Source organism: Smaragdicoccus niigatensis DSM 44881 = NBRC 103563 (assembly GCF_000380645.1).
Taxonomy (GTDB): domain Bacteria; phylum Actinomycetota; class Actinomycetes; order Mycobacteriales; family Mycobacteriaceae; genus Smaragdicoccus; species Smaragdicoccus niigatensis.
This window is the reverse complement of sequence record NZ_AQXZ01000011.1, coordinates 152,625-177,427: the sequence shown is the minus strand read 5'-3', so window position 1 is coordinate 177,427 and position 24,803 is coordinate 152,625. Positions and strand designations below refer to the sequence as shown.

Genomic DNA, 24,803 nt, shown 5'->3' with positions numbered 1-24,803 from the left:
GGGTGTTTTGTCCTTATTAATGGAGTCAGGTCAGAGAAGTTCGAGGCGGCGGGCCATGTCCGAGGCGAACACACCTGCGGGGTCGGCGGCGCGGCGCACCTTGATCCACTCGTCGATTCGCGGGTACATCGCATGGAAGGTCGCGGCGTCCGTGCGCGAGTCCTTGGCCGTGTAGAGACGGCCGCCGAACTCGAGGACGCGCTTGTCGAGCGACGTCACGAACTCGCTCAGCCCGGCCTTGATCGGGAAGTCGACGCAGATGTTCCAACCCGGGATCGGGAAGCTCAGCGGCGCCTGGTTGCCCGGGCCGAACACCTTGAACACGTTCAGGAACGAGTAGTGGCCCGACTTCTGGATATCGATGATGATGCGCTTGAACTCGTCGACGGCCTCGGGCGGGACGACGAACTGGTACTGCAGGAAGCCGCGAGATCCGTAGGCGCGGTTCCACTCGCCGAGCATGTCGAGCGGGTGGTAGAACGCGGTGAGGTTCTGCGGCTTGTCGCGATAGGACTTGCCCATCTTGACCCAGAGATTGGTCGCCAGCGTGAACGTCGCCTTGTTGAGCATTCCGTTCGGGAACAGGTCCGGGAACGTCAGGAACGTCTTGCCGGTGAAGTTCAGCGGGTCCTTCGCGAGCTTCGGCGGCAGCTGATCGAGCTTGGCCAGAGATCCGCGGGAGATGACGGCGCGACCGAGCTTCGGCAGCGGGGTCATCGCGTCGAACCACGCGCTCGAGTACGTGTAGTTGTCCTCGGAACCGTCGCTGTGGAAGGCGATCGTCTCGTCGATGCCGGAGGTGACGTCACCGTCGGCGATGAAGTACGCGGTTTCGGTCGGGGTCATCTCGATCGTGGCGCGCAGGATAATGCCGGTGAGGCCGCAGCCGCCGACGGTCGCCCAGAACAGGTCGCTCGTCGGACCGTCGGGGGTGATCGTGCGGATCTGGCCGTCCGACGTCAGCAGATCCATCGATCGAACATGGTTGCCGAAGCTGCCCGCCGAGTGGTGGTTCTTGCCGTGAATATCTGAACCGATCGCACCGCCGACGGTCACCTGACGGGTACCTGGCAGGACCGGAACCCACAGGCCGTACGGCAGACACGACTGCATCAGGGTGTCGAGGCTGACGCCCGCGTCGACGGTGACCATGTGGGTCGTCTCGTCGATGCTGTGGATCGTATTGAGCTCGGTCATGTCGATGACCAAGCCACCACCGTTCTGGGCGTTGTCACCGTAGGAGCGGCCGAGACCGCGCGCGATGACTCCGCGGCGCAGGTGTGGCGGGCTGCTCTCGTTGTGATCGGCGACGGCCGCAACGGCTTTCGCGATTACTTCCGGATCGGGTGTCCGGAGAACTTCGGCGACGGTGGGCGCAGTGCGTCCCCATCCAGTCAGCCGCGCTGATTCGGTATCGAGTGAGCTAGACATCGCCTGTCAGGCTACCGCGACACAACGCTGTTGCAGCAGGTGAGAAACACTACGGCGCGCCTGCGCGTCGTTTGATAACGAAACGGTTACATTGGGTGTTGTGACACAGCCGCACCTGCCGCTACCTGCGGAGTTGCCGCTTGTCGACGAACCTGGTGGAACCGACGTCGATCTGAAGACCCAGATCATCCGGTTCACGCTCACGGGTGGACTGTCCGCGATCGTCGACTTCGGTCTGTATGTCGCGCTCTATTCCGCCGGCCTGCACGTCAACGTCGCCAAGTCGTTGAGCTTCATCGCCGGCACCACGACGGCGTACGTGATCAATCGCCGGTGGACGTTCCAGGCCGAACCGAGCCGATCCCGCTTCATCGCGGTCATCGTTCTCTACGCGCTGACCTTCGCGGTGCAGGTCGGGCTCAACTGGATCATGTACCAGACCCTGCCGGATCAGTGGTGGCGCATCCCGTTCGCCTTCGTGATTGCGCAGGGAACGGCGACGGTCATCAACTTCATCGTGCAGAGGACGGTGATCTTCCGGATTTCATGACTTCGGGGGGCTTCTGACCCCGGATACGCCAAAGGCGGAACCTTGTGGGTTCCGCCCGTGGAGCGTTGAGTTGTGATCCGGTTGATCAGGTCAAAAAAATAAACTTAGGACGCGACGCGGGCGAGCTTGCCCGGCTGAACGCGGACGGCGCGCAATGCGGCCGAGATTGCTACGACTGGCGGTACCCAGCTGCACTCCTCCGGTGCGACGACCCAGCGAGCGCATCCAGCGATCATCTTGGTCGGCGGGAGGGGAAGGCTTGCGCCTTCAGCGTGGATCGTGGCTCCGAACTCGCGAAGAGCGTCAAGAGCGCGACTCGCCTTGCTGACTCCGGTTGCGAGGAATACGATGCGCCGCTCAGCACCTGGCAGTTCGATGACCGGGCCGGTGAGCTTGTTTGCGCGAAGGTAAACAGAAACCTGATCGGCAACCGTCTCGTCAACCTCGATGCCGCAGACATTGTTGTCCGTAACCAGCGAGATCCCGTTCGAGGTTTCCGACACCAACCAGCCCTTCTGGGCGTAGGCCTGCGCAGATGCTGCAAGGACGCTGGCCGAGGGGGTTACTGGCGTCGTGCGCACTTGAGTCTCCCTTCGTCTTACTGGGTCTCGGTGGGGTATTCCACCTGACACATCGCACGATGCTACGAGACCGTTACAGCCTCGTTGGAAAAATGATCTTCCTTTTTTCCGGACTGGTGTGATGTTGCCATCGGGTAGCCAGTTGCCAGGAAAACCCCAGACATCGCGAAGAGCGCGTCGAGATTGGAGGGGTAACCTGCCATCCCGACCCGCTGGCCGACAAGATCATTGTTGCCGAATCTTGATGTTTGCGGGCCAGATTGGGATGACAGGCAGGCCTACGGAAGGTTACGAGACCGTTACGTGGAAGCCAAGCCGACAGGCGGGTGCTGACCGGCGAATCTTCAAGATCGAGATCCGGACTCGGCCGGATAACGCCTTGAGACGTTGGGAGCGTCACGCGCGTGAGGAATCCCACATGTGCCAGAAGATTTCGCTTATGTCCGTTGCCAGCGCGCCCGACGACCTCGACTCTGTATTCGCCGATACGCCTTGCGATCACGGCGGTTGGCAGAGGTACCCGGCCCCTGTTCCCGACTTGCCACGCCGTCGCCGTGCGAACAACCGCGCGCTCGTCGCCGCGGGTATCGAGTCGCTGATGGACGTGCACTTTCGGCAGATCGCAACGCGCCGGATCCTGCCGGCCGTCTATCTCATGGGAGCGGGTGCGGCGGTCGGCGTACCGTTGGCTATCGGAGTGCTGATCTTCAACTACTCCGTGATGTGGGGCCTCGTCTACGTCCCGTGTGTGCCGTTCATCGTGCTGGCGGGCGTCGCGACGATCCGCGTTTTCCTCGAATTCCTGTTGATGCTGTCGCTCATCGGCCAGAACATCACCCACGTGTTGCGGATCGCGGACGGACTGCACAACACCTTGGAAGACGTCGTCACACCGGTCAACACGATGGCCGCGGGCATGCGGGCCGTGACGTTCTGGAAGCCGCAGAAGCAGGCGGCGCGGAGTCGCGCGCGGCGCTGACCCCGCCAAGACGTACGAGAAGGCAGGATTTTCCGCGCACATCGCGGAGAATCCTGCCTTTCCGTTAAGGGAGGTGGGCCGGCAGCTTCCCCGCCGCCTGGGCCTCTTCGAGAGTCGGGGCGGCGGTGTCCTTCGCCGACAACGTGAATTGCAATGCCGAGCCGTCGGTCCCGACCGTCGGCCACTCGATTCCGATCGCGGGGTCGAGCGGGTTCACCTCACCATCGAGCGCGGGGGTGTACTCCAGGTCGCACAGGTAGATGACGGTCGCATGGTCTTCGAGCGCGAGGAATCCGTGTCCGAGTCCTTCACTCAGGAAGGCGACGCGGCGGTCGCGGTCGTCGAGGAGGACGGTGTCCCACCGACCGAACGTGGGAGAGCCGACGCGGAGGTCGACGATCACGTCGAGCACGGCCCCGCGCACGCAGGTCACGTACTTGGCCTGCCCGGGCGGGTTCTGCGTGTAGTGGATGCCGCGGAGTGTGCCGGCAGTCGAGACCGAGCAGTTCGCCTGGCGAAGGTCGAGGTCGCGTCCGGTCGCCTCGCGAAAGGCGGTCGACTTGAACCATTCGAGGAAGAGCCCGCGGGCATCGCCGAACTGTCGCGGCGTGAACTCCCAGGCACCGTCGATCGCAAGCGGTCGAACCTCCACCGGTCTCCTCACTGATCCAATAGGTCGAGCAGATACGTCCCGTAGCCGGACTTCACCTGCGGTTCGGCGAGCGCCCGCAATTGGTCGTCATCGATGTAGCCACAGCGCCACGCGACTTCCTCCGGCGCTCCGATGCGCAGGCCGACGCGCTGTTCGATGGTGCGCACATAGTTGGACGCGTCGAGCAGCTGATCGAACGTTCCGGTGTCGAGCCAGGCCGTACCACGCGGCAGCACCTCTACATAGAGCGAGCCGGCCTCCAGGTAGGCCTTGTTGACGTCGGTGATCTCGTACTCGCCACGCGCCGATGGCTTCAGGCGGTGCGCGATCTCCAGGACGTCGTTGTCATAGAAGTACAGGCCGGGCACGGCGTACTGGGACTTCGGATCGGTCGGCTTCTCTTCGACCGACAGGACCCGCTGTTGACTGTCGAACTCGACGACACCGTAGGCCGTCGGGTCCTTGACCCGGTAGGCGAAGATGCGTGCGCCATGCAGCTCGCTGAACCGGTGCAGGCGAGTTCCGAGGCCTGCACCGTAGAAGATGTTGTCGCCCAGGATGAGTGCGACCGAGTCGGCACCGATGTGATCGGCGCCGAGGACGAACGCCTGCGCCAGTCCGTTCGGCTTCTCCTGAACGGCATAGGTGAGGCGGACGCCGAACTGCGAGCCGTCACCGAGCAGTCGCTGGAACGCCGGGGCATCCTCCGGAGTGGTGATGATGAGCGTGTCGCGGATGCCGGCCAGCATGAGGGTCGAGAGCGGGTAGTAGATCATCGGCTTGTCGTAGACGGGGACGAGTTGCTTGCTGACGCCCCGGGTCACGGGGTGCAGACGAGATCCCGTTCCGCCAGCCAGAATGATGCCGCGCACGCGGGGTAGTCTCTCACTTCGATTCGCTCCCGCGGGGATTTCGACCCGAGCCGTATGGTGATTGGCGTGCGCCTTTTGGTTACTGGTGGGGCAGGATTCATCGGATCGAACTTCGTTCATCAGACGCTGGCAAGCCGTCCAGATGTCGAGGTGACGGTCCTCGACCTCTTCACCTATGCGGGTTCTCGGTCCGCGTTGGCCCCGGTGGCCGACCGAATCTCCATCGTCGAGGGCGACATCGCCGATCGCGAACTTGTGGATTCGCTCGTGTCGACGTCAGACGCGGTTGTTCATTTCGCCGCCGAGTCGCACAACGACAACTCGCTGGCCGAGCCCTGGCCGTTCGTCCACACCAACGTCGTCGGAACGTTCTCCCTGCTCGAAGCGGTTCGCCGGCACGACGTCCGCTATCACCACATCTCCACCGACGAGGTGTACGGCGACCTCGAACTCGACGATCCTGCGAAGTTCACTGAGTCCACGCCGTACAACCCTTCGAGTCCGTACTCGTCGACGAAGGCCTCGAGCGACCTTTTGGTGCGGGCCTGGGTCCGATCGTTCGGTGTCCGGGCCACGATCTCGAATTGTTCGAACAATTACGGGCCCTACCAGCATGTCGAGAAGTTCATTCCGCGGCAGATCACGAATCTCATCGATGGAATCCGGCCCCGCCTTTATGGCGCCGGCCAGAATGTTCGCGACTGGATTCACGTGTGGGATCACAACGACGCGGTCTGGACGATTCTTGATCGGGGTGAAATCGGCGAGACTTATTTGATCGGGGCGAACGGCGAACACGACAATCGCACGGTCGTGCAGTTGATTTTGCAGGCCTTCGGTCGGGACGCCGACGACTTCGACCAAGTGACCGATCGTCCCGGTCACGACCTGCGCTACGCGATCGATTCGTCCCGTTTGCGTAAAGAACTTGGTTGGGCGCCGAAATACGAGTCCTTTACCGATGGACTAGCTTCGACAATTGAGTGGTATCGGTCCCATGAGGATTGGTGGCGTCACCAGAAGGAACGGACCGAACAGGGCTACCGTGAGCGCGGAGAAAAGACGATCGCGCCCTGAGAAGTCTTTGAATCGATCTGGAGAAGAGCCGATGGATAACGCCAGAACGCTGATCCAGCGCACGCACTTCGCGCCGAGTAGCCCACCTGTCGTGACGGCGATGTACGTGAAAGCCGACGACGCCGACATTCGTAATTCCCGGACCGAAATCACCGTCGGCCGCGGGGCAACCGCTTCTCTCAATACCTATTTCGGCAGATTCGCGGCGTCCTACTGGCAGCGCTACACGGGTTTGAACGCGGTAGTCCTGTCCTTTGCCTACGAGTGCGCGGAGGGCGGCGAACTCCTCCTCCAGGTCAACGCGTCGGACGCCAATGGGCGCGGTCGTCCGATCCGCGAAGTGCGACTCACCGGGTCCGGAACGCACGAACTTGAACTCGCCGTCGACCGTTTCGTCGATGGCGGTGGCCTGTGGTTCGACATCACCGCGCATTCGGCGGCGGTCACCGTCGGCGGCGTCCAGTGGTTCGCGACCCAACCGGCGCGAGTTGAGCGCAATGCGAGCGTCGTCATCTGTACGCATAACCGCCCGGCGGACTGTGTCGTCACCACGAGTGCACTGTCGAGCGATTCCTATGTGACGAGCCAGATCGATGCGGTGTACGTCGTCGATCAGGGCACCGAGCAGGTCAAGGGCGAGGCCGGGTTCAGCGACCTCGTGGCGCGCCTCGGATCGAAGCTGCACTACATCACGCAGCCAAACCTCGGCGGTGCCGGCGGCTTCACGCGCGGGATGTACGAGCTCACGGCGTCGGGTGAGTGCAACACCAACATCATCGTCATGGACGACGACATCCTGTGCGACCCCGAGTCGATCTTCCGGATCAACTCCTTCGCGAACTTCACGACGCGGCCCATGCTGGTCGGCGCGCAGATGTTGCTGCTGTCCGAGACGTACCGCGTCCACATCACCGGAGAGTGGGAGGACGTCGGAACGATCGAGGGCGGTCGCCTGTCGCCCGGCGGCAAGGCGGGGCTCAACGCACTGACCAAGCATCAGGACCTGCGCGTGGATGCGGGCTGGAACGGCTGGTGGTCGTGCCTGCTCCCACCCGAGGCCGTGCTGCAGCTGGGCTATTCGATGCCGATGTTCTTCCAGTGGGACGACATCGAATACGGCATCCGCGCTCGTCGCGCCGGCTTCCCGACGGTCACCCTGCCGAACGCGGGAGTCTGGCACGCCGACTTCCACCTCAAGGACTACAACGACTGGAGCCGATATTTCGCCTGGCGGAACGGGCTCATCGTGCAGTCGCTGTACACCGAGTTCGACGCGAAGTACTGGTCCGGCTGGGTGTTCAACCGGATCGCAGAGTTCGTTTCGTCGATGCAGTACGGCTTGGCAGAAACGCTGCTTCTCGCGGTCGAGGATTTCCTCGCCGGCCCGTCCGTGCTGGTCGACGGCGGAACCTCAAAGCTGAAAGTGCTGCGTGAGCTGCGGGAACCGTACTCGGACACGAAAATCGTGCCGGCCGATCAGGCGGGTGCGGACAGCAACCCGCATACCGAGATCACGCGAATGCCTGCCGCTCCGAACCCGGACAAGATCGGCCTCGTTCGCGCGAAGCGGATCGTCTACCAGTACCTCGGCCGGGCGCAACGGAGACCGGTCTCGATTCCTGCGCACGACGCTCGCTGGTGGTACGTCGCGAACTTCGACAACGCCATCGTGACCGACGCTTCGCAGAAGGGCGTGCGCGTTCTCCGCCGCGACAAGGAGACGGCGGCTCGGCTCTTCAAGCGGACGGCGAAGGTCAGCTGGCAGCTTCGGCGTCGGGCAGGCGAGGTCAAGCAGCAATACCGCGACGCCTTGCCCCAGCTGACCAGCGCAGATGCGTGGACGCACCTTTTCCACCCCGGCGAGTAATCAGGGTCGGCGGAAGCGTTCCAAACGACCCTGCTTGCGCAGCGTCAGCCACTCGCGCAGACCCTTGATGTCGCGCTTGGTGAAGAGGAAGAACCACCCGAAGCGGAGCCATTCCTGCAGGTAGAGCGTGCGCATGCCGGGCTGGCTCATGATGTAGCCGCGGTTGCGGTACGTGAAGAACCGCTTCGTCTCGTTGTCCGGATACTGCGCGTGCATGCGGCCACCGAGGATCGGTTTGAACTCGTCCGCGCCGTTCGGGTGGAGGTAGGCGGTCTGCAGACAGGTGCCGAATTCGAGCCCGGACCGAACCAAACGGCGGTGAACCTCGACCTCGTCGCCGCGGATGAACAGGCGCAGATCCGGGACGCCGACCGAGTCGATCGCCGATGCCGAGAACACCGCTCCGTTGAAGAGCGAGGCGATCCCCGGCAGGAAGTCCTCCTCGCCGAGTTCGGACCGGAAGCGGCGCCACACGACGCCACGGCGTAGCGGGAAGGCGAGTCGGTCCGGTTCGTCGATGTCGCACACGACCGGGGAGACCTCGTCGAGCGAATACTTCTCGGCGCAGGCCAACAGCGTCGCGAGCACCTCGGGGCCTTCGGGACGGCCATCGTCGTCGGCGAGCCAGACCCAGTCCGCGCCGAGCGCCAACGCGTGCAGCATGCCCAGCGCGAAACCGCCGCCACCGCCGAGATTGTGCTTCGAACCGAGGTAGGTGACCGCGCCCGGCTGCGATTCGACGAGCTCCTTGACGTCGTCCTCGGAGGCGTTGTCGACGACGATCAGGTGGTCGATCGGACGTGACTGCGTCGTCAGAACCTCGAGCGAATTGCGCAGATAGTCGATCCGCTTGTGCGTGACGACGACGGCAATAACGGTGTCCGGCATCAGAGCTTGCCCAGTTCTCGCATGATCGTGCGCACGTGCTCGCCCGCGTCATGACCTTCGTAGGCTTCGACGACCTTGTCGACCCGGTCGGTCATCCGGATGCGGCCGTGGTCGATCCAGATCGCGGTGTCACACAGTTGGGCGAGGAACTCGTTCGAGTGCGATGCGAACACGAGCATGCCGGAACGTTCGACCAGGGATTCGAGCCGGGTGCGGGCCTTCTTCATGAATTCCGCGTCGACGGCGCCGAGTCCCTCGTCGAGCAGCAGGATCTCGGGGTCGATGCTGGTCACGACACCCATGGCGAGGCGGATCCGCATACCGGTCGAATACGTGCGCAACGGCATGTTGAGGTACTCGCCGAGTTCGGTGAAGTCGGCGATCTCGTCGATCTTCGCCATCATCTGCTTGCGTGTCTGGCCAAGGAACAGACCGCGGATGACGATGTTCTCGAAGCCGGAGATCTCGGGGTCCATGCCGACACCGAGGTCGAACACGGGGGCGACGCGGCCCTCGATCTTGGCGCTTCCGCGGGAGGGCTCGTAGATTCCGCTGAGTAGACGCAACAGCGTCGACTTACCCGCGCCGTTGTGTCCGACGAGGCCGATGCGGTCGCCGGTCTTGAGGTCGAGGTTGATTTCGCGCAGCGCTTCCACGACGACGACGTCGGAGGAGTTGCGGCCGATCGCGCCGCCCGCCTTTCCGAGGAAGGCCTTCTTCAGCGACCGCGCCTTGGCGTCGAAGATCGGGAATTCGACCCACGCGTCGCGGGTTTCGATGCTGACCATGTAGTGACCCTTAAACCCTGTGCCCTAGACCCAGTACGGAACGCGTGAGCGGAACTTCTTCATGGACAAGAGAGCCAGCAGCCACCCCACCACCGTGATCACGATGACGATGTACCAGTGGTACGCGGCCACATGCTCGCCGATGAGCGGCCCGCGGATGATCTCGAGGTAGTGGAACAGCGGGTTCAGTTCGGCGAGCTTGGCGCGCTCGGACATCGAACCGCCCTGGTTGTGCAGGCTCTTCGTCGTCCAGAAGATCGGAGTCAGGACGAACAGCAGCAGCGTCAGGCTCTGCATAATGGGCGCGATATCGCGGAAGCGTGTGGAGAAGATGCCGATCACCAGGGACGCCCAGATGACGTTGAGTGCGATCAGCGCCATCGCCGGGACCGCAAGCAGCACGGAGAAGTGCAGATTGCGCCACGTTCCGAGAACGATGAGCAGCACGAAGTAGATGACGAAGTTGTGCGCGAACAGCAGGAGTTGTCGCCACACCAGCCGGTAGACATGCACGCTCAACGCCGAGGGGAGCTGCTTGATGAGGCCCTCGTTTGCGATGAACACCTCGGAGCCGTCGGTGATCGCCGCGGAGATCAGATTCCAGACGATCAGGCCGACGGTGACGTACGGCAGGAAGTCGACGACGTCGAGCTTGAAGAGCGCCGAGTACAGGAACCCCATCGCGGCGGCCTGAACACCGGTCGCCAGCGTGATCCAGAACGGCCCGAGGACGGATCGGCGGTACTTCTGCTTGATGTCCTGCCAGCCCAGCGACAACCACAATTCGCGTTGGCCAAAGCCATCTCGAAGATCTTTGAAAGCACGCTTGAACGTGAACGAGTCGTTGACGATCTCGTCGGGTTCAGCGTTCGAGGCGGAGGCTACCGGCACGAAAAGCGAGCCTACTCGGTAGTCGGAGCGGGTCGCATGCGCACTGAGCTGCGACACAGCATCGAATCAGCGTGCTGCGACCCGCTTCTGATCACTTTCCGTTGGTCATCTGAACGTCTCCCCAAGCGGATTGGGCACCGGTGTCGCCGGCTTGGTAGACCTGCACAGTCGCCAGCGTCGCCGATCCGATCGACAGCACCGCGAGCACGGTGACGGCCAATCGAACCCACGTGGGACGACGGCCCGCTGCGCCGGGCAGGCGGTCGGCGATGACCGGAAGATGGATCGTCCACCACGCCACGGCGAATACGAACAACAGCGAGGCGCCGACGAGCACCTGATCGCCGTACTCGGCGTGACGTTCGATCACAGCCGAGTGCGGCAAGCTGTGTTCGAGGGCGTCGCCGGCTTCCTGGGCGACGGGTACAAAGGCCAGTCCGATCAGCGCGGCGATCGGGGTGATGATGCCGAGCTTTCGACGCGCAGCCGGCCACACGACAGACAGCAACAGAAGCACTGCGGCCAGCGGCACCATCACGACGACGACGTGAATGAGCAGGGGGTGAGCCGGCAGCCCATTGATCTTGGAGATATCCACAGCGGAACCTTTCAGCATTCGAGTTACGCCACAAGGTGGCACCCGACCGCTGAAAGGTCGCTGAAAGGTGAGTCGGACTGGCCCGATTCCGGCCTACAGATATTGACCGGTACCGGGGTGATGGGCGCGCGGGTCGCGGGCATGCTGGCCGGGCGGGAGTGCGCCCTGACGCATCTGCTCCAGCTGCGCGCGGGCCGACATCTGCTGGGCGAAGAGTGCGGTTTGAATGCCGTGGAACAGTCCTTCGAGCCATCCGACGAGCTGTGCCTGGGCGATCCGGAGCTCGGCATCCGACGGGATCGAATCTTCACTGAACGGGAGGGCCAGGCGTTCGAGCTCTTCGCGGAGCTCGGGTGCGAGTCCCTGTTCGAGTTCTCTTACCGAGGACTTGTGGATCTGGCGCAACCGGGTCCGGCTCGCGTCGTCGAGCGGTGCCTGGCGGACTTCCTCGAGCAGTTGCTTGATCATCGTGCCGATGCGCATGACCTTCGCCGGCTGCTCGACCATGTCCGTGAGGTCGGTTACGGGATCCCCGGAATCCTCGATCGCGTCTGCGTTCACTTCCAGAGGTTGTCCGTCCGGGCCGATGACCACGGGGTTCTCTCCATCTGGATGTGTCATGCCTCCACGCTACCGAACGGGCTCGCCCGCTTCTGCGCCGACAACCAGCACCACCTTCCCGATGACCGAGCCCGAATCGAGCATCCGGTGGGCCTCGGGCGCCTCGGTGATCGGGAGTTCGGCGTACACAACGGGTCTGACCGTCCCGTCCGCGATGAGCGGCCACACGTGTTCCCGGACCGCGGCGACGATCGCGGCTTTGTTGTCAGCAGGGCGTCCGCGGAGATTCGTCGCGTGGACGGTGCCACGTTTGCCGAGAAGTTCGGCGATCGGGAGTTCGGCCGAGATGCCGCCTTGCATTCCGATGATGACGAGCTGACCGTCCGGCTGGAGCGCCCGGATGTTCTGTGCGAGGTACTTCGCGCCCATGATGTCGAGGATGAGGTCGGCGCGAACGAGTTCGGCGAAGTCTTCGGTGCGGTAGTTGACGAGGATCTCTGCACCGAGTTCCGCGCAGGCATCGAGCTTTTCGGTGCTGCCGGCCGTCACCGCGACGGTGGCGCCGAGTGCCCGGCAGATCTGAATCGCATGCGTGCCGATTCCACTCGAGCCGCCGTGAATGAGGACGTGCTGTCCGGCATGGAGGCCCGCTCGCATCAGGAGGTTCGACCAAACGGTGCACGCGGTCTCGGGCAGGCTCGCGGCGGAAACCAGGCTGATGCCGGCGGGTTTGGGGAGAACATGCCGCGCATCGACGACGACTTGTTCGGCATAACCGCCGCCAGCGAGCAGTGCGCAAACTTCGTCGCCGATGCGCCACTGGTCGACACCGGGCCCGATTTCGCTGACCGTACCGGAGCATTCGAGACCGATGATGTCGCTCGCGCCCGGCGGCGGAGGGTAGAAACCTTGACGTTGCAGCAGGTCAGCGCGGTTCACCGCGGTCGCTGCCACGTCGATTCGAACCTGTCCGTCGCCCACCGTCGGTGTGCTCACCTCAGTCCACTGGAGGACTTCGGGACCGCCCGGTGCGCTCATCGTCATCGCTCGCACACCTGCAGGCTAATGCAAGTATTTCTGTCTGAATCGGCTTCGATCACGAGGCCTCGACGGGATGATTGCCAGATGGTGCGCGCTGAGAAGCGACCTGCTGAGGGCAAGTCTCGAGTCAAGAGAAGGAGCGTCAAAGTGGCCGACAGTGTAGTGGCTGACATGACGACGACGGTCAACGGTGAATCACCCGTAGAGACCCCGACTCCCAGTCCCGAGCCGGCATTTCAAGGTGTTCCGAAGGCGAAACGCAGCCCGTTCCCGCCGATCGATGACTACGCATTCCTCTCCGACTGCGAGACCACGTGCCTCATCGCGCCGAGCGGCGCGGTCGAGTGGATGTGCCTTCCGCGTCCCGATGCGCCGAGTGTCTTCGGTGCGATTCTCGACCGTGGCGCCGGACACTTCCGGGTCGGTCCGTACGGGCAGTACGTGCCCGCCGCGCGTCATTACCGCCCGGGTGGACTGATCGTCGAGACCACGTGGCAGACCGAAACCGGCTGGCTCAAGGTCTATGACGCACTGCTCATCGGCCCGTGGCACAACGCCGATCGTCGATCGAAGACCCATCGCCGCACGCCGACGGACTGGGATGCCGAGCACTGCCTGCTCCGCATCATCAAGTGCGTCAGCGGTGTCGTCGAGGTCGAGGTGACGTGCGAACCGTCGTTCGATTACAGCCGCAAGCACGCGCGGTGGGAGTACACGGGCTCGTGCTACGAGGAGGCGACGGCGACCACCGAGGGCAGTGTCGACCGCGTTCGGGTCAACGCCGAGACCCCCCTTGGTTCGGTGCAGCCGACTCTGCGGCTCAACACGAACATGCGCCTGGGGCTCGAGGGCCGGGAAGCGCAGTCGCGTACCCGGATGCAGGAGGGCGACGAGAAGTTCGTCGCGATGTCATGGTCTCCCGCCGCAGGTCCGCGCGACCAGGCAGAGGCGTGGGAGCGCCTCAACAACACCTCCGAGTTCTGGCGGCAGTGGATCACCGTGGGCAAGTTCCCGGACCACCCGTGGCGTGGCTACCTGCAGCAGAGCGCGCTCGCGTTGAAGGGTCTGACGTACGCCCCGACCGGCGCTCTGATGGCCGCTTCGACCACGTCGCTCCCAGAAACTCCAGGCGGCGTTCGGAACTGGGACTATCGGTATGCGTGGATCCGCGACTCCACGTTCGCGCTGTGGGGTCTGTACACGCTGGGGTTGGACCGGGAAGCGAACAACTTCTTCCACTTCATCGAGGACGTCACCCAGAACCCGGACGGAACGCCGCGACCGCTGCAGATCATGTACGGCCTCGGTGGTGAAACGCAGCTGACCGAGGGCACGCTCGACCATATGTCGGGCTATGACGATGCTCGTCCCGTGCGCATCGGAAATGGCGCGTTCGATCAGCAGCAGCACGACGTGTGGGGCGCGATGCTCGACTCCGTGTACCTGCACGTGAAGTCCCGCGAGCACGTGCCGGAGAACCTGTGGCCGATCCTGAAACTGCAGGTCGAGCAGGCGATCAAGCATTGGCGTCTCCCGGACCGCGGCATCTGGGAAGTCCGTGGCGAACCCAAGCACTTCGTCAACTCCAAGATGATGTGCTGGGTCGCCCTCGACCGCGGGTCGCGGCTCGCGGTGATGCACGGTGAGAAGGCGATCGCCCTCGAGTGGGCCAAGATCGCGGAAGAGATCAAGGCCGACATTCTCGAGAACGGTGTCGACAAGCGCGGTGTCTTCACGCAGCACTACGACACCGAGGCGCTCGATGCGGCGAACCTCATGATCCCGATGGTTCGCTTCCTGCCACCCACCGATCCGCGAGTGCGTGCGACGGTCCTCGCGATCGCCGACGAACTCACCGTCGATGGCCTGGTCCTGCGCTACAAGGTCGAAGAGACCGACGACGGACTCGAGGGCGAAGAGGGAACGTTCACCATCTGTTCCTTCTGGCTGGTGTCTGCATTGGTCGAAATCGGCGAGCTCCGGAGGGCGAAGCAGTTGTGCGAACGACTGCTCTCATTCGCCAGCCCCCTCAAGCTGTACGCCGAGGAGATCGACACGAAGACCGGCCGGCACCTCGGCAACTTCCCGCAGGCGTTCACGCACCTCGCCCAGATCAACGCGGTCATGCACGTCATCCGCGCGGAAGAGGAAATGGAGGGCGGGGAATTCGTTCCAGCCCGTTAGTGTCGCGGATTCGGAAGTCCTGCCGAAAGATTCGTGGTTTAGGTTTCAGTTGGTAGGGGAAACCCCAGGTAGAGTACCATCGCCTGGGGTTTCTTCATGTGCGACGAGATCGGTCCGAATTGCCCGATCTTGAAGCCGAATTGCGACTCGAGGACACTAGTTGACGATTCACAGTGTTTAAATACCACTTGGTCGGTTATGCTCAGTTCGTGCAAAACATACCGAACGGGATGATTTCTCCGGACCGTACCCTCACCTCATCGCAGGACCGAGCCTGGCGTGGATTTCTCGACAGTGGCACAGTCCTCACGGAGGTGCTCAACCGCGAATTGCAGGCGCGACACGACTTGTCGCTCTCGCAGTTTCGCGTGCTCGAGCTCCTCATCGCGGCACCCGACAACTGCCTGCGCATGAGCGACCTGGCAGACGGCGTTCTGTCGTCGCGCAGCAAGCTCACGCATCAGGTCGGGCGCATGGAGCAACTTGGCCTCGTTCATCGGTCCGCGTGCGACTCCGATGCCCGCGGGGTCATCGCGCACCTCACCGACCGCGGCGCTCGCTGGTTCGAGAAAGCCCAGGTCACCTACGCGGACGCCATTCGCCGGCACTTCATTGAGGCACTGAGCGGCGACCAGCTGAAGATCCTCGAATCGATCTTTGAGCAGGTGACCGGAGCACTCGAACGCCCTGCAGTACACGCGGTGCGTCAGCTCGCCAGCTGAACCGGTTACTATTGCCACCACTGGAAGCGTGGCAGAGCGGCCGAATGCACACGCCTTGAAAGCGTGCGTCGTGAGAGCGACCGGGGGTTCAAATCCCTCCGCTTCCGCTCAAGCCCTGACCTGTTTGTGTGCAGGTCAGGGCTAAATTTTTTCGCCTCAGCCTTAGGGGCAGGTCGTGGTTCCGCTGCCGCGGTTGATGGTGCGGCAGCCAGACACGAACGCAAAGGCGTTGCCGGACCCCGCGTTGTACGCGAAGCTGTGACTGCCGGTCGCCACGGCGTTGCCGGAGCCGACATTGATCGCGGTGTTGTTGCTGCCGAAGCCGGTCTGCGCCGTTCCGCCGTTCGCGAACGCGTAATTGTCGACGTTCGAGTCGGCATTCCCCGCCTGCGCGTAACCGCCGTTCAGCGCGATGGCCCGGTTGTTCGTGTCGGTACCGGTGACGACGCAGGAGCTGCCAGTGCCAATCGATTTGTTGTAGGGATCGACGAACTGGCTTCCACTGCTCGCCCAACAGGCACTTGGAGCAGCATTTGCCGTACCACTTCCGATGACGGAGATGGCTCCCGCGGTGGCGGCAGTGGCGAGTACTGCGTGAACGAGTGTGCGGGTGACGACGTGCATCACAGATCTCCTCGATCGAAGGGGTGAGGCGCTGCCACCCCCGCGCAGTGCCTGGTGGCGCGCGAGCCACCAGAAGTGGTCTATCACTCCAAGAGATCTCGAAACATCAGATCCGGACGAAACGCCCGACTACTGAGCCGGAGCAGAATTTCCGGACACCTCGTCGATCAGCGAGCTGATCTGTTGGGCAACCACATGCGGGTCCGGCACGAGATCCGTCAACGTGTGCGCCCCCGTGATCGACAGCAGCACTGCGATCGCGATTCCGGCCAGGATGATCGTGATGGCATGACGAATGAGCCATCCGATGATGAAGATGGCGATGATGGCGACCAAGAGCCCGTGCGTCAGCATGATCACCAGTGTCCTGATTTCGGGTGGTTCGCGCACTGTGGGGAAGACCGCAGAGAGACGCCGAACCGTGACTCGGACCGCTGCGGCTAAGCGGAGCCAGGCCTACCGTTTCTCTATGACACCGCAGACCACTTCAGTCCCGCGAGTTCTCATCAATCACCGAGCACGGCTCGGACATGTCTTGGCAGGCGCGCTGCTCGCTTCCGCCGGTCTCACCGCGCTGGCGATCCCCGCCGCGGCAGACGGTTCCTGCTCTCCATCCGGCCCAAACCTGACGGTCTGCACGTTCGACAGCACCGGTGCCGCTCAGACGTGGGTGGTGCCTCCGGGCGTCACGTCGGCGACGTTCAGTGTTTCGGGCGGGGCCGGCGGCGCGAGCGGTTCCAGCACGAGCGGTGGACTGGGCGGACTCGTCACGGCGACCCTGCCGGTGAGCGGGACGCTCCAGATCAACGTCGGCGGCAGCGGACTCGCCGGCAACTCCGCGAACCCCGGCGCCGGGGGTGGCGGCGGTGGTGTCAGCGACGTGCGAACCGGCGCATTCACTCTTGCTGATCGGGTTCTGTCTGCGGGCGGCGGCGGTGGTGCTTCGGGGGCGGCGGCCGGTGGAGCCGGCGGAGGTAGCGGAACCGGAACGGGTGTCTTTGGCGGCGCGGGAGGTGGCGCCGACGGCGGAACCGCGGGCACTGCTGGCACCACCAGCGGCGGCGGAAACGGCGGCGCGGGCCCCTCCGGCGGTGCCGGCGGTGGCGGACTCGGCGGCGGTGGCGGTTCGGCCGGTGCGGCCGGCGACCCTGGTCTCGGTGGAAGCGGCTCCGGTGGCGGGGGCGGGGCTACCGGAGCGGGCAGCAGTGGTGGCGGTGGCGGTGCCGGCAGTGACGGCAGCGCTGGCGGCAACGGCCAAGGCGGCTTCGGCGGCCAAGCAACGAGCGGAGGTACGCCGCGCGCGGGTAGCTCCGGTGGTGGCGGCGGTGGACTCGGTGGTGCCGGCGGAGCCGGTCAAGCCGTTGGAGGTGCCGGCGGTTTCGGTGGTGGCGGCGGTGCCGAAGCCGGTGGCGGTGGCGGCGGCGGCTACGCCGGTGGCGGCGCAGGTGGTGCGGCCGGAGGCGGCGGCAGCAGCTTCATCGCCACGACTGCCAGCAACGCTTCCGCGCAGCGCGGGGTGCAGTCGGGCAACGGGAAAGTGACCATCACGTACGCGGTGAACCCGACGTGTGCGACTTCTCCTTCGGACCTCGCAGCCGCCGGATACAACGTCCTCAACGGGACCAGCCGTCCGGACATCGTCACCGGAACGCCGGGTAAGGACGCCATTTTCGGTCTGGGCGGGAACGACGTCCTCAGGGGACTGGGCGGCGACGACCTCCTGTGCGGCGGTGACGGCTCGGACACGCTTTACGGCGGCGACGGCAACGATCGCCTCGAGGGCGGAGCGGGCAACGATCGGCTTTCCGGGGAGGGCGGAAACGACGCTCTGTTCGGAAATGCCGACAGCGACGTCCTCAACGGCGGTGCCGGCACCAACACGAGCGACGGAGGCACTGGCTCGGATTTGTGCACCAACCCGTCGGGCGGACCAGGGGTGACGAACTGCAACCCATGATCGTTGTGTCGGCGGATTTGTCCTAATAGGGTGCTTCGGGTGACGACGACCGCGCTGGTGACGGGTGCCGCTGGGTTCATCGGTTCCCGTCTCGCAGCGTCGTTGCTCGAGTCCGGTGTGGACCGAGTGGTCGGCGTCGATCGCCTGTCGGACTACTACGACGTGGCGATCAAGCGCCGGAATCTTGCCCGAATTGATTGTGCTGCCTTTGAATTCGTCGAGGGCGACCTGCTTGTTCTCGACCTGGTCCGGCTTCTGGACGGCGTCGACGTCGTCTTCCATGAGGCGGCACAGGCCGGGGTTCAGCCGGCGTGGGGACGCGCCTTCGACACGTACGTCGATGACAACATCCGCGCGACGCGGCGCCTCTTGGAAGCCGTCGTCGCCAGCGGAAACCGCGCGAAGATCGTCAACGCCTCGTCGTCGTCGGTCTACGGCGACGTCGGAGAATCGCCGGTCACCGAGGATCGAGCGACCAACCCTCTCAGTCCGTATGGCGTGACGAAGCTTGCCGCCGAGCAACTTGTTTCGGCCTATGCGCACGGTCACGGGATTGATGCGGTATCGCTTCGCTACTTCACCGTGTACGGACCCAGCCAGCGGCCGGACATGGCCTTTGCGCGAATGTGCACACGGATTCACCAGGGCCTCCCGATCGAGGTCTTCGGAACGGGTGATCAAGTGCGTGACTTCACCTACATCGACGACGTCGTCCGGGCGACAATCCTGGCCTGGCAACGCCCGACCCCGACGGCTTCGATCATCAACATCGCCGGCGGCTCGGCGGTCTCGCTCAACGACTGCATCGACGTTCTGGCGGGCCTTCACGGTGAGGCAGTCGAGCGGATTACGCACCCACACTCCCGCGGTGATGCGCGACGAACGAATGCATCGACCGCTCGGGCGGCCGAATTGCTCGGCTGGTTCCCGCTGGTATCGATCGAAACCGGCCTCAAGAGTCAGTTCGAAGCGACCGATGGGTCCTAGGGTCGTCTTCCTCAGCACGTCGGAAGCGATGTGGGGAGCTGAGCACAGCCTCCTTCATATCGCCCATGGCCTCGACAAACTCGGCGTCGACGTCGAGGTCTGGGCACAGTCGGACGAACTGATCGAGAGATGGGAAGGCCGCGGGCGCCTGATCGACCTTGGAATTCGCGCGTATACGAAGAACCGCCGCCTGCTTCGAATGATCGGCGACCTGCCCAACGACTCCACGGTCGTCAGCTTCGACGTCTCGCTCGCTCCGACGCTCGCGGTGATGCGGCCGTACCTGCAGCGGCACCGGATTCGGACCGCTCTCGACTTCCATGTCGATCAGGGGCTGGGTGGAAGGCGGCGGGGGATCGCGCTCGCCGCTCGCGGAGTCGACATGTCGTTGTGCGTCAGTCAGTTCATGGCCGACCAGCTGAGTCCGCGGGTTCGGAAGACGGTGGTGTGGCGGCCGATGTCGCCGGTCATCGCGGACCCGAATCCGCCCTCGAACTTCACGATCGGCATCGTCGGCCGGATCGACCCCGTCAAGAAGATCGAACTCGCGCTTGAAGCGGCAGCGGCTGCGGAGTCACGACCGCAGATTGTGCTTCGCGGCGGGCCATTCGCCGGCGGCGACGACTACGTTTCCGCGGTGCTGGAACTCGGCGGGCGTCTCCTCGGCGACCGATTCCGGTTCGACGGCCGGGTTCCACAGACCAGCGCCCTCAACGGCCTCCATGGCCTTCTGCACTGCAATGACGGCGAGCCGAGCGGGAGAGTCGTCGCGGAGGCGCAGTCCAGCGGTGTCGTCCCGATCGTTCCGGATGCCGGCGGCGCACCGCAGTTCGTGACGCACGGCGTGACCGGACTCGTGTTCGCGGCGAACGATCCACAATCAGCCGCGACCTGCATCGATACGCTCGTCGACCCGGCCGTACGCTCCCGAATCGCGGCGGATGCCCGACGGTTCGCGCAGGAGCGCTATGACGTCCTCACACAGTCGGCCGCGTATGGCCGCGCGCTGGGGGTTCTGCCGTGAGCTGCCGATGGTGCAGCCGCGACAACTCCGCGTAGATCCCATCGAGCGCGAGTAGTTCGGAGTGCGTCCCGTCTTCGGCGACGCGGCCGTCGGCGAGGACGAGAATGCGGTCAGCCATCGCGAGAGTCGACAACCGGTGCGTCACGACGATCGCCGTTCGCCCAGCCGCCAACTCTCGGAACCGTGAATACAGTGCGAACTCCGAGCGAGCATCGAGGTGCGCGGTCGGCTCGTCCAGGATGACGATCGCGGCGTCCCGCACGAGCGCTCGGGCGGCGGCGATCGCCTGCCATTGGCCGCCGGACAGTTCGTGGTCACCGAACAGCGGTCCGAGTTTCGTGGCGTAGCCCTGCGGCAGCGTGCCGATGAGGTCGTGGACTCCGGCCTTCGTTGCTTCGCGAGTGATTTGGTCTTCGTCGTCGAGCAGTCGAGACCAATCGCCGTACGCCACGTTGTCGGCGGCGGAAGCCTCGTAGCGCGCGAAGTCCTGGGACAGGAACGCAATTCGGCGGTGGAGGTGCTCCGTCGACCAGTCGCGGACGTCGACGCCGTCGACGCGGATCGTTCCCGAATCTGGCTGGTACAGCCCCGAGATGAGCTTGACTAGCGTCGACTTCCCCTCCCCGTTCTCGCCGACGAGCGCGACGACTTCGCCTTCGGCGATCCGGAGTGAGACGCCATCGAGAGTCGGCTCGCTCGCACCGATATGCGTGAACACGACGTCGTCGAGCGCGACCTCGCCGCGACTGAACCCTTCTGTCGTACCGCCGCCGATTGCCTGTCGCGGGGCGAGCCCCAAGAAGCCGAGCAGGCCGTCGACGTGCAGCGATTGCTCGACCAACACGCTGGCCGCGCTCACCAGTTGTTCGAGCGTCGACCGCAATCGTGCGCTCACACCGGCGAAGACCGCGATGTCACCCAGGGTGAGTTCGCCGCTCGAAACGTGGCCGGCAACGCGCGTGAACAGGAGATAGATGCATGCCGTGGTGATGGCAGCGAAGGCCACAGCACCGACGAAATCGCGCAAATAGTGTCGGCCGGCAGCGGCGTGGACGTCTCCCATGACCCCGTTGAACTTGGCCTGAAAGAGCGGGCCAAGCCCGAGCATGCGGGTTTCGGCGGCGTGCTCGTGGCCCATGACGTGCGAGACGAAATAGCGCGACCATCGACGTTTCGTCGTCCAGGAGACATCGTCGCGGTAGCGCAGCCGGGCACCCCGCCAGCGGAAATAGAGGTACGGGACCGCGACCGGACCGGCGATGACGAGCGTCCACGGTTCGAGGAATGTGAGGACGGCCAGCATCACAACGGACTCGGTCGTGGCGATGCAGGCAGCCTGAAAGTTCGCGAGGAACTGGGAAACCGGGCCCGTCGCGTCCTGTTCGATGCGGTCGAACGCATCTCGATGCCGGGGATCTTCCAACGTGGCGACGTCGAGCGTCGAGCTGTGGCGCAGGACGTCGGCGGTGATGTCGAGGTTGAGGTCGTCGAAGGCGCGTTGCAGGAGGTAGCGGTTGGCGAGCGGCGTGAGGGCCTCGAAAAGTGCCACCGCGAAGCCGACAAGAAGCCAGCCGAGCATCGGTTTGCCGGCCGATGCCGCGTTGATGAGGCCGCGAATCGAGAGTGCGATACCCGCTGGCAGGACGCCCCGGGAAACGACGATCGCGATGAGCCCGATCGCCACCGGCCGGTTTGCGATCCAGGTTCGGTGCAGGACCCACCGCCCAGTGGACGCGAGTCGGCGAAGTTCCGACGTCATGGTCTGCATTATCGTCACAGTCATTCAGACAACTGACACTCGACACTGGGAGCCAGGACCGGTGAACGCGCAGCTACTCAAGTTCGCCGCGCGGCGGGTCATCGAAGGTGGAGTTCATCTTCGCCGGCTGGGCCCGTCGTCAGACAAGCGTCTGGTGATCCTGCCGAACGGTCCGGCGACGGGTTCGAATCTGCTGTGGGGACGCGAACTCGCCATCGAACTCCGGCGAATCGGATGGCGAGTGATCGTCATTCCGCCCGAACTCGACCTGGTCCAGCGGCGCCGCGTCATCGCGGCGGAGAAACCGCACGCGATTCTGATGATCAAGGGTCGCCACCCGCTCAACCGCCCCAGCCTGTATCCGGACGTGCCGACCGTGTTCGTGCTCGACGACGCCGATTACCTTCTGCCCGATGAGGCGCAGCAGACGGTCGATTGCTGTCGGGAGAGTGTGGCGGTTCTGGCCGGAAATCGGGTCACGGCCGATTGGGCGCGGCAGCACAACGCGAATGTCGAGGTCGTGTGGGTTAGTCACCCGGTGCCGAATCGGCCGGTGCGGACGGCGAACCGTGAGCGCCGGGACGTCGTGGCGTGGGCGCACGCGGCACCGTGGCGGTATCCGATCGAGGCACAGTTCGTGCACGACGTCGTGCTCGGGGTCGCCCAGCGACGATCGTTCGAATTCTGGCTCTACGGAAGTCGATTCGCAGGGGAGTGGGACTCGTATGTGGAGCCGCTGCGCAAAGCGGGAGTGACGGTTCGCGTGCTGGACTTCCGGCGGTCCTACCGTTCGTATCTCCGGTCCTTGCAGCATGTGGCGGTCGGACTGCACCCGGTATGCCTCGCGAACCCGTACAGCCACGGAAAGTCGTTCGGGAAGGCACTGTCGTACCTGGCGAGTGATGTCGCGGTCGTGACCCACGACGTTCTCGACCATGCGCAATTCTTCCGGCACGGGGTCAATGGGATGACCCCGAACAGCGTCGAAGGCTTCGTCGATGCTGTCGGGCAGTTGCTCGACGATCGCGACCTGCGTCAGTCGCTTGTCGAGAACGGGCGGTCCGACTTCATCGATCGGTTGAGCACGCCGGTTGCCGCGCAGAAGGTCGATGACGTGTTGCGGAATCGGGTGACATGTACGCCATCGTTCTGACTCACCAGGCCCGACTGCCGTTCGCCCAGTTGGTTCTCTCGTCGTACGACGAGCACTGGCCCGACAGCGGGCTCGTCTTTCGCATTCCGTTCAACACCGAACGGCCGCTGCTTCGCTCGGGTCACCCGGTCGAATACATCGAGACTCGGCCGCAGATCAAGCACACGATGTCCGCATTGCTCGCGAGAATCGCGGACGACGAGTTCGTTTATTGGTGCACCGACGACCGCTACCTCGCCGAGGTGCACGACCTGGCTGAACTCCGCAGCTTCGTCCAGATTGTCGACGGCGCAACGGAATTCGATTCGCTCCGGCTGGTCAACCACACGCCTCGGACGCTGGGCCGAAGGAAACGCATCCACGAGCATCGGGCCATCCTCGCCCGCGGATTCTGGCACCACCAGTTCATTCGGGCCGGCATCCTGCGCGAGATCTTCGTCGACGTCGATGCCGACGACTACCCGATTTTCGAACCTCATCGCGCGCTGTTAGCCGGCGATCATGTGCACCGAGCGTTCTCGACGACGAGGAGTCTGGTCCGATTCGGCGAGCCGACGATCGGGCCGGACATCACGGCGAATGGCGTGATCGACGGACTGCGATACGGCATCGCGCTGCCGGACGGTTATGGCCGCTCGGCGTTGTGGCAGTACTTCCCGCCGCGTCGGGACCTGTGGTCGAGGCTGCGCCGTGTCTGACCAACGGTTCATCTTCAGCATCAACTCGGGGCGAGCCGGTTCGCAGTACCTCGCGCGGTTGCTGAACACCGGTCGTCGGGTGCGAGCGTTCCATGAGGCCGAGCCGCGCATGACCGGTGACTACCTGAAAATGATCAATGATCGCGCGTACACCGACACGTACGAGCTGCGCCGATTCAAGGCCGATACGCTGCGCGCCTACTTCGATTCGCCAACTGGTCGGGCACGGTGGCGAAAAAGGCTCGCGCCGTGGACGTTCCCGCATGTCTACGCTGAAACGTCGCACATGTTCCTCAAGACCTTCAGCGATGTCGTGATGGCTGAACTCGACGAGGTCGACGTGATCGTCCTTCGACGACCGCTCGCCGAAGTGCTCAAGAGCTTTGTCGAACTCTCGTATTTCGGGTCGAGCGAGGCGTGGCCCGACTGGATGAGTAGTCCAAACGCAGCGACGTCAGCAATCCGTTGCATCGCTCCCGATGCGGACCTCGATCAATTCGACATCTGCATTGCGTACCTGGTCGACATCGAGGCCCGAACGGAACGATTCCGGATCGAACATCCGCACGCCCGGCTGCACGAGGTGACTCTCGCCGAGTTGAACTCGTGGCCGTCGGTCAGCCGGATGTTCGAGAACCTTCGGATCGAGACGACGCGTGCGACCAGCAAAGTCCTGGGCCGACCCCAGAATCAGAAGCACGAGATGAAGGCGCGTCTCGCGAACTGGACGACCGTCGAATACTGCCAGGAGCGAATCGAGTCGTACCTCGCCAGGGCGGCTCAGCTGGGGATCGCTCTTCCCGATTCGGTGAACAATCGGCAGTTTCGATAATCCAGTGAATGACTCGAACTCGGACATTCGTTATGGTTTCTGAGGAATCGTCCATGGACGCGCGGTTCTCCAGCAACCTGGACGCAA

General features: G+C 64.0%; 25 protein-coding genes and 1 tRNA gene. 13 read left to right on the top strand and 13 right to left on the bottom strand.

Features of this window, described 5'->3' with window-relative positions:
• Positions 1-30 precede the first annotated feature (30 nt).
• On the bottom strand, positions 31-1,431 hold the full coding sequence (gene dprE1, locus F600_RS0104185) for a decaprenylphosphoryl-beta-D-ribose oxidase (RefSeq protein WP_018159334.1): 1,401 nt from the start codon (positions 1,429-1,431) through the stop codon (positions 31-33).
• 100 nt (positions 1,432-1,531) lie between these two features.
• Here dprE1 and F600_RS0104180 point away from each other — a divergent pair, with 100 nt between their 5' ends.
• On the top strand, positions 1,532-1,981 hold the full coding sequence (locus tag F600_RS0104180) for a GtrA family protein (protein WP_018159333.1): 450 nt from the start codon (positions 1,532-1,534) through the stop codon (positions 1,979-1,981).
• A gap of 104 nt (positions 1,982-2,085) precedes the next feature.
• Here the strand turns inward: F600_RS0104180 and F600_RS0104175 are convergent, their stop codons facing one another.
• Positions 2,086-2,562, bottom strand: coding sequence for a hypothetical protein (locus tag F600_RS0104175; RefSeq protein ID WP_018159332.1), 477 nt, complete (start codon positions 2,560-2,562; stop codon positions 2,086-2,088).
• A 439-nt stretch (positions 2,563-3,001) separates the two neighbouring features.
• Here F600_RS0104175 and F600_RS31845 point away from each other — a divergent pair, with 439 nt between their 5' ends.
• Positions 3,002-3,541, top strand: coding sequence for a DUF4282 domain-containing protein (locus tag F600_RS31845; protein WP_018159331.1), 540 nt, complete (start codon positions 3,002-3,004; stop codon positions 3,539-3,541).
• Between the two features lie 64 nt (positions 3,542-3,605).
• Here F600_RS31845 and F600_RS0104165 read toward each other — a convergent pair whose 3' ends face one another.
• Positions 3,606-4,193: a dTDP-4-dehydrorhamnose 3,5-epimerase family protein gene (locus tag F600_RS0104165; protein ID WP_018159330.1), complete on the bottom strand. Its 588-nt coding sequence runs from the start codon at positions 4,191-4,193 to the stop codon at positions 3,606-3,608.
• 8 nt (positions 4,194-4,201) lie between these two features.
• A complete protein-coding gene (gene rfbA, locus F600_RS0104160) occupies positions 4,202-5,065 on the bottom strand; it encodes a glucose-1-phosphate thymidylyltransferase RfbA (protein WP_018159329.1) in 864 nt (287 codons plus the stop codon).
• Between the two features lie 66 nt (positions 5,066-5,131).
• On the opposite strand from rfbA, the gene rfbB reads away from it, so the two are divergent.
• Together rfbB and F600_RS0104150 are read left to right on the top strand one after the other, a co-directional pair.
• Complete coding sequence (rfbB, locus tag F600_RS0104155) at positions 5,132-6,142, top strand: dTDP-glucose 4,6-dehydratase (RefSeq protein WP_026306146.1); 1,011 nt, start codon at positions 5,132-5,134, stop codon at positions 6,140-6,142.
• Positions 6,143-6,173: 31 nt separating this feature from the next.
• Positions 6,174-8,009 (top strand): glycosyltransferase, encoded by a 1,836-nt coding sequence (locus F600_RS0104150; RefSeq protein WP_018159327.1) that lies wholly within the window; start codon positions 6,174-6,176, stop codon positions 8,007-8,009.
• On the opposite strand, the gene glfT1 is transcribed toward F600_RS0104150, so the two are convergent.
• The 6 genes from glfT1 to F600_RS0104120 form a co-directional block, all read right to left on the bottom strand.
• Positions 8,010-8,897 carry a galactofuranosyltransferase GlfT1 gene (gene glfT1, locus F600_RS0104145; protein WP_018159326.1) on the bottom strand — a complete coding sequence of 296 codons (888 nt, stop codon included), beginning with the start codon at positions 8,895-8,897 and terminating at the stop codon, positions 8,010-8,012.
• Positions 8,897-9,685 (bottom strand): galactan export ABC transporter ATP-binding subunit Wzt/RfbE, encoded by a 789-nt coding sequence (gene wzt, locus F600_RS0104140; RefSeq protein ID WP_018159325.1) that lies wholly within the window; start codon positions 9,683-9,685, stop codon positions 8,897-8,899. The genes glfT1 and wzt overlap by 1 nt, the downstream gene beginning before the upstream one ends.
• 24 nt (positions 9,686-9,709) lie before the next feature.
• Positions 9,710-10,576, bottom strand: a complete 867-nt coding sequence (gene wzm / locus F600_RS0104135; protein ID WP_026306145.1) for a galactan export ABC transporter permease subunit Wzm/RfbD — start codon at positions 10,574-10,576, stop codon at positions 9,710-9,712.
• Between the two features lie 91 nt (positions 10,577-10,667).
• The gene (locus tag F600_RS0104130; protein ID WP_018159323.1) at positions 10,668-11,174 is read right to left on the bottom strand and encodes a DUF2231 domain-containing protein; all 507 of its coding nucleotides are present in this window, start codon (positions 11,172-11,174) and stop codon (positions 10,668-10,670) included.
• Positions 11,175-11,267: 93 nt separating this feature from the next.
• The gene (locus tag F600_RS0104125) at positions 11,268-11,795 is read right to left on the bottom strand and encodes a bacterial proteasome activator family protein (RefSeq protein ID WP_018159322.1); all 528 of its coding nucleotides are present in this window, start codon (positions 11,793-11,795) and stop codon (positions 11,268-11,270) included.
• Positions 11,796-11,804: 9 nt separating this feature from the next.
• On the bottom strand, positions 11,805-12,788 hold the full coding sequence (locus F600_RS0104120) for an NAD(P)H-quinone oxidoreductase (RefSeq protein ID WP_018159321.1): 984 nt from the start codon (positions 12,786-12,788) through the stop codon (positions 11,805-11,807).
• A gap of 159 nt (positions 12,789-12,947) precedes the next feature.
• On the opposite strand from F600_RS0104120, the gene F600_RS0104115 reads away from it, so the two are divergent.
• The 3 genes from F600_RS0104115 (at position 12,948) to F600_RS0104105 (ending at position 15,789) form a co-directional block, all read left to right on the top strand.
• The gene (locus F600_RS0104115; protein WP_018159320.1) at positions 12,948-14,960 is read left to right on the top strand and encodes a glycoside hydrolase family 15 protein; all 2,013 of its coding nucleotides are present in this window, start codon (positions 12,948-12,950) and stop codon (positions 14,958-14,960) included.
• Between the two features lie 209 nt (positions 14,961-15,169).
• Entirely contained in the window at positions 15,170-15,682 is a 513-nt protein-coding gene (locus F600_RS0104110) for a MarR family winged helix-turn-helix transcriptional regulator (RefSeq protein ID WP_245541461.1), read from the top strand.
• A 22-nt stretch (positions 15,683-15,704) separates the two neighbouring features.
• A tRNA-Ser gene (locus F600_RS0104105) sits at positions 15,705-15,789 on the top strand.
• Between the two features lie 55 nt (positions 15,790-15,844).
• Here F600_RS0104105 and F600_RS0104100 read toward each other — a convergent pair.
• Positions 15,845-16,306 (bottom strand): hypothetical protein, encoded by a 462-nt coding sequence (locus F600_RS0104100; protein ID WP_018159318.1) that lies wholly within the window; start codon positions 16,304-16,306, stop codon positions 15,845-15,847.
• 129 nt (positions 16,307-16,435) lie between these two features.
• Positions 16,436-16,660: a hypothetical protein gene (locus tag F600_RS0104095; protein WP_156024405.1), complete on the bottom strand. Its 225-nt coding sequence runs from the start codon at positions 16,658-16,660 to the stop codon at positions 16,436-16,438.
• 115 nt (positions 16,661-16,775) lie between these two features.
• Here F600_RS0104095 and F600_RS32295 point away from each other — a divergent pair, with 115 nt between their 5' ends.
• Genes F600_RS32295 through F600_RS0104080 form a run of 3 tightly spaced genes read left to right on the top strand, consistent with a single transcriptional unit; the run spans position 16,776 to position 20,274 of the window.
• Positions 16,776-18,263: a calcium-binding protein gene (locus F600_RS32295; protein WP_018159316.1), complete on the top strand. Its 1,488-nt coding sequence runs from the start codon at positions 16,776-16,778 to the stop codon at positions 18,261-18,263.
• A 39-nt stretch (positions 18,264-18,302) separates the two neighbouring features.
• A complete protein-coding gene (locus F600_RS0104085; RefSeq protein WP_156024404.1) occupies positions 18,303-19,250 on the top strand; it encodes an NAD-dependent epimerase/dehydratase family protein in 948 nt (315 codons plus the stop codon).
• Complete coding sequence (locus tag F600_RS0104080) at positions 19,240-20,274, top strand: glycosyltransferase family 4 protein (RefSeq protein WP_018159314.1); 1,035 nt, start codon at positions 19,240-19,242, stop codon at positions 20,272-20,274. Before F600_RS0104085 ends, F600_RS0104080 begins: the two co-directional genes overlap by 11 nt.
• Here F600_RS0104080 and F600_RS30100 read toward each other — a convergent pair.
• Complete coding sequence (locus F600_RS30100; protein WP_162141386.1) at positions 20,228-22,033, bottom strand: ABC transporter ATP-binding protein; 1,806 nt, start codon at positions 22,031-22,033, stop codon at positions 20,228-20,230. The genes F600_RS0104080 and F600_RS30100 overlap by 47 nt on opposite strands.
• 61 nt (positions 22,034-22,094) lie before the next feature.
• Here F600_RS30100 and F600_RS0104070 point away from each other — a divergent pair, with 61 nt between their 5' ends.
• From F600_RS0104070 to F600_RS26900, 3 genes are read left to right on the top strand one after another with little or no spacing between them, the layout of a single operon-like run.
• Positions 22,095-23,186 (top strand): glycosyltransferase, encoded by a 1,092-nt coding sequence (locus tag F600_RS0104070; protein WP_018159312.1) that lies wholly within the window; start codon positions 22,095-22,097, stop codon positions 23,184-23,186.
• A complete protein-coding gene (locus F600_RS0104065) occupies positions 23,168-23,884 on the top strand; it encodes a hypothetical protein (protein WP_018159311.1) in 717 nt (238 codons plus the stop codon). Before F600_RS0104070 ends, F600_RS0104065 begins: the two co-directional genes overlap by 19 nt.
• Entirely contained in the window at positions 23,877-24,716 is an 840-nt protein-coding gene (locus F600_RS26900; protein ID WP_018159310.1) for a hypothetical protein, read from the top strand. The genes F600_RS0104065 and F600_RS26900 overlap by 8 nt, the downstream gene beginning before the upstream one ends.
• Positions 24,717-24,803: the final 87 nt, after the last annotated feature.

Bases quoted from the DNA above. Each gene is read 5' to 3' on its own strand.
- dprE1 (WP_018159334.1), bottom strand. From the start codon at position 1,431: ATGTCTAGCTCACTCGATACCGAATCAGCGCGGCTGACTGGATGGGGA.
- F600_RS31845 (WP_018159331.1), top strand. From the start codon at position 3,002: ATGTCCGTTGCCAGCGCGCCCGACGACCTCGACTCTGTATTCGCCGAT.
- F600_RS0104150 (WP_018159327.1), top strand. From the start codon at position 6,174: ATGGATAACGCCAGAACGCTGATCCAGCGCACGCACTTCGCGCCGAGT.
- glfT1 (WP_018159326.1), bottom strand. From the start codon at position 8,897: ATGCCGGACACCGTTATTGCCGTCGTCGTCACGCACAAGCGGATCGAC.
- wzt (WP_018159325.1), bottom strand. From the start codon at position 9,685: ATGGTCAGCATCGAAACCCGCGACGCGTGGGTCGAATTCCCGATCTTC.
- F600_RS0104125 (WP_018159322.1), bottom strand. From the start codon at position 11,795: ATGACACATCCAGATGGAGAGAACCCCGTGGTCATCGGCCCGGACGGA.
- F600_RS0104115 (WP_018159320.1), top strand. From the start codon at position 12,948: ATGACGACGACGGTCAACGGTGAATCACCCGTAGAGACCCCGACTCCC.
- F600_RS0104100 (WP_018159318.1), bottom strand. From the start codon at position 16,306: ATGCACGTCGTCACCCGCACACTCGTTCACGCAGTACTCGCCACTGCC.
- F600_RS0104095 (WP_156024405.1), bottom strand. From the start codon at position 16,660: ATGCTGACGCACGGGCTCTTGGTCGCCATCATCGCCATCTTCATCATC.
- F600_RS32295 (WP_018159316.1), top strand. From the start codon at position 16,776: ATGACACCGCAGACCACTTCAGTCCCGCGAGTTCTCATCAATCACCGA.
- F600_RS0104080 (WP_018159314.1), top strand. From the start codon at position 19,240: ATGGGTCCTAGGGTCGTCTTCCTCAGCACGTCGGAAGCGATGTGGGGA.
- F600_RS30100 (WP_162141386.1), bottom strand. From the start codon at position 22,033: ATGACGTCGGAACTTCGCCGACTCGCGTCCACTGGGCGGTGGGTCCTG.
- F600_RS0104065 (WP_018159311.1), top strand. From the start codon at position 23,168: ATGTACGCCATCGTTCTGACTCACCAGGCCCGACTGCCGTTCGCCCAG.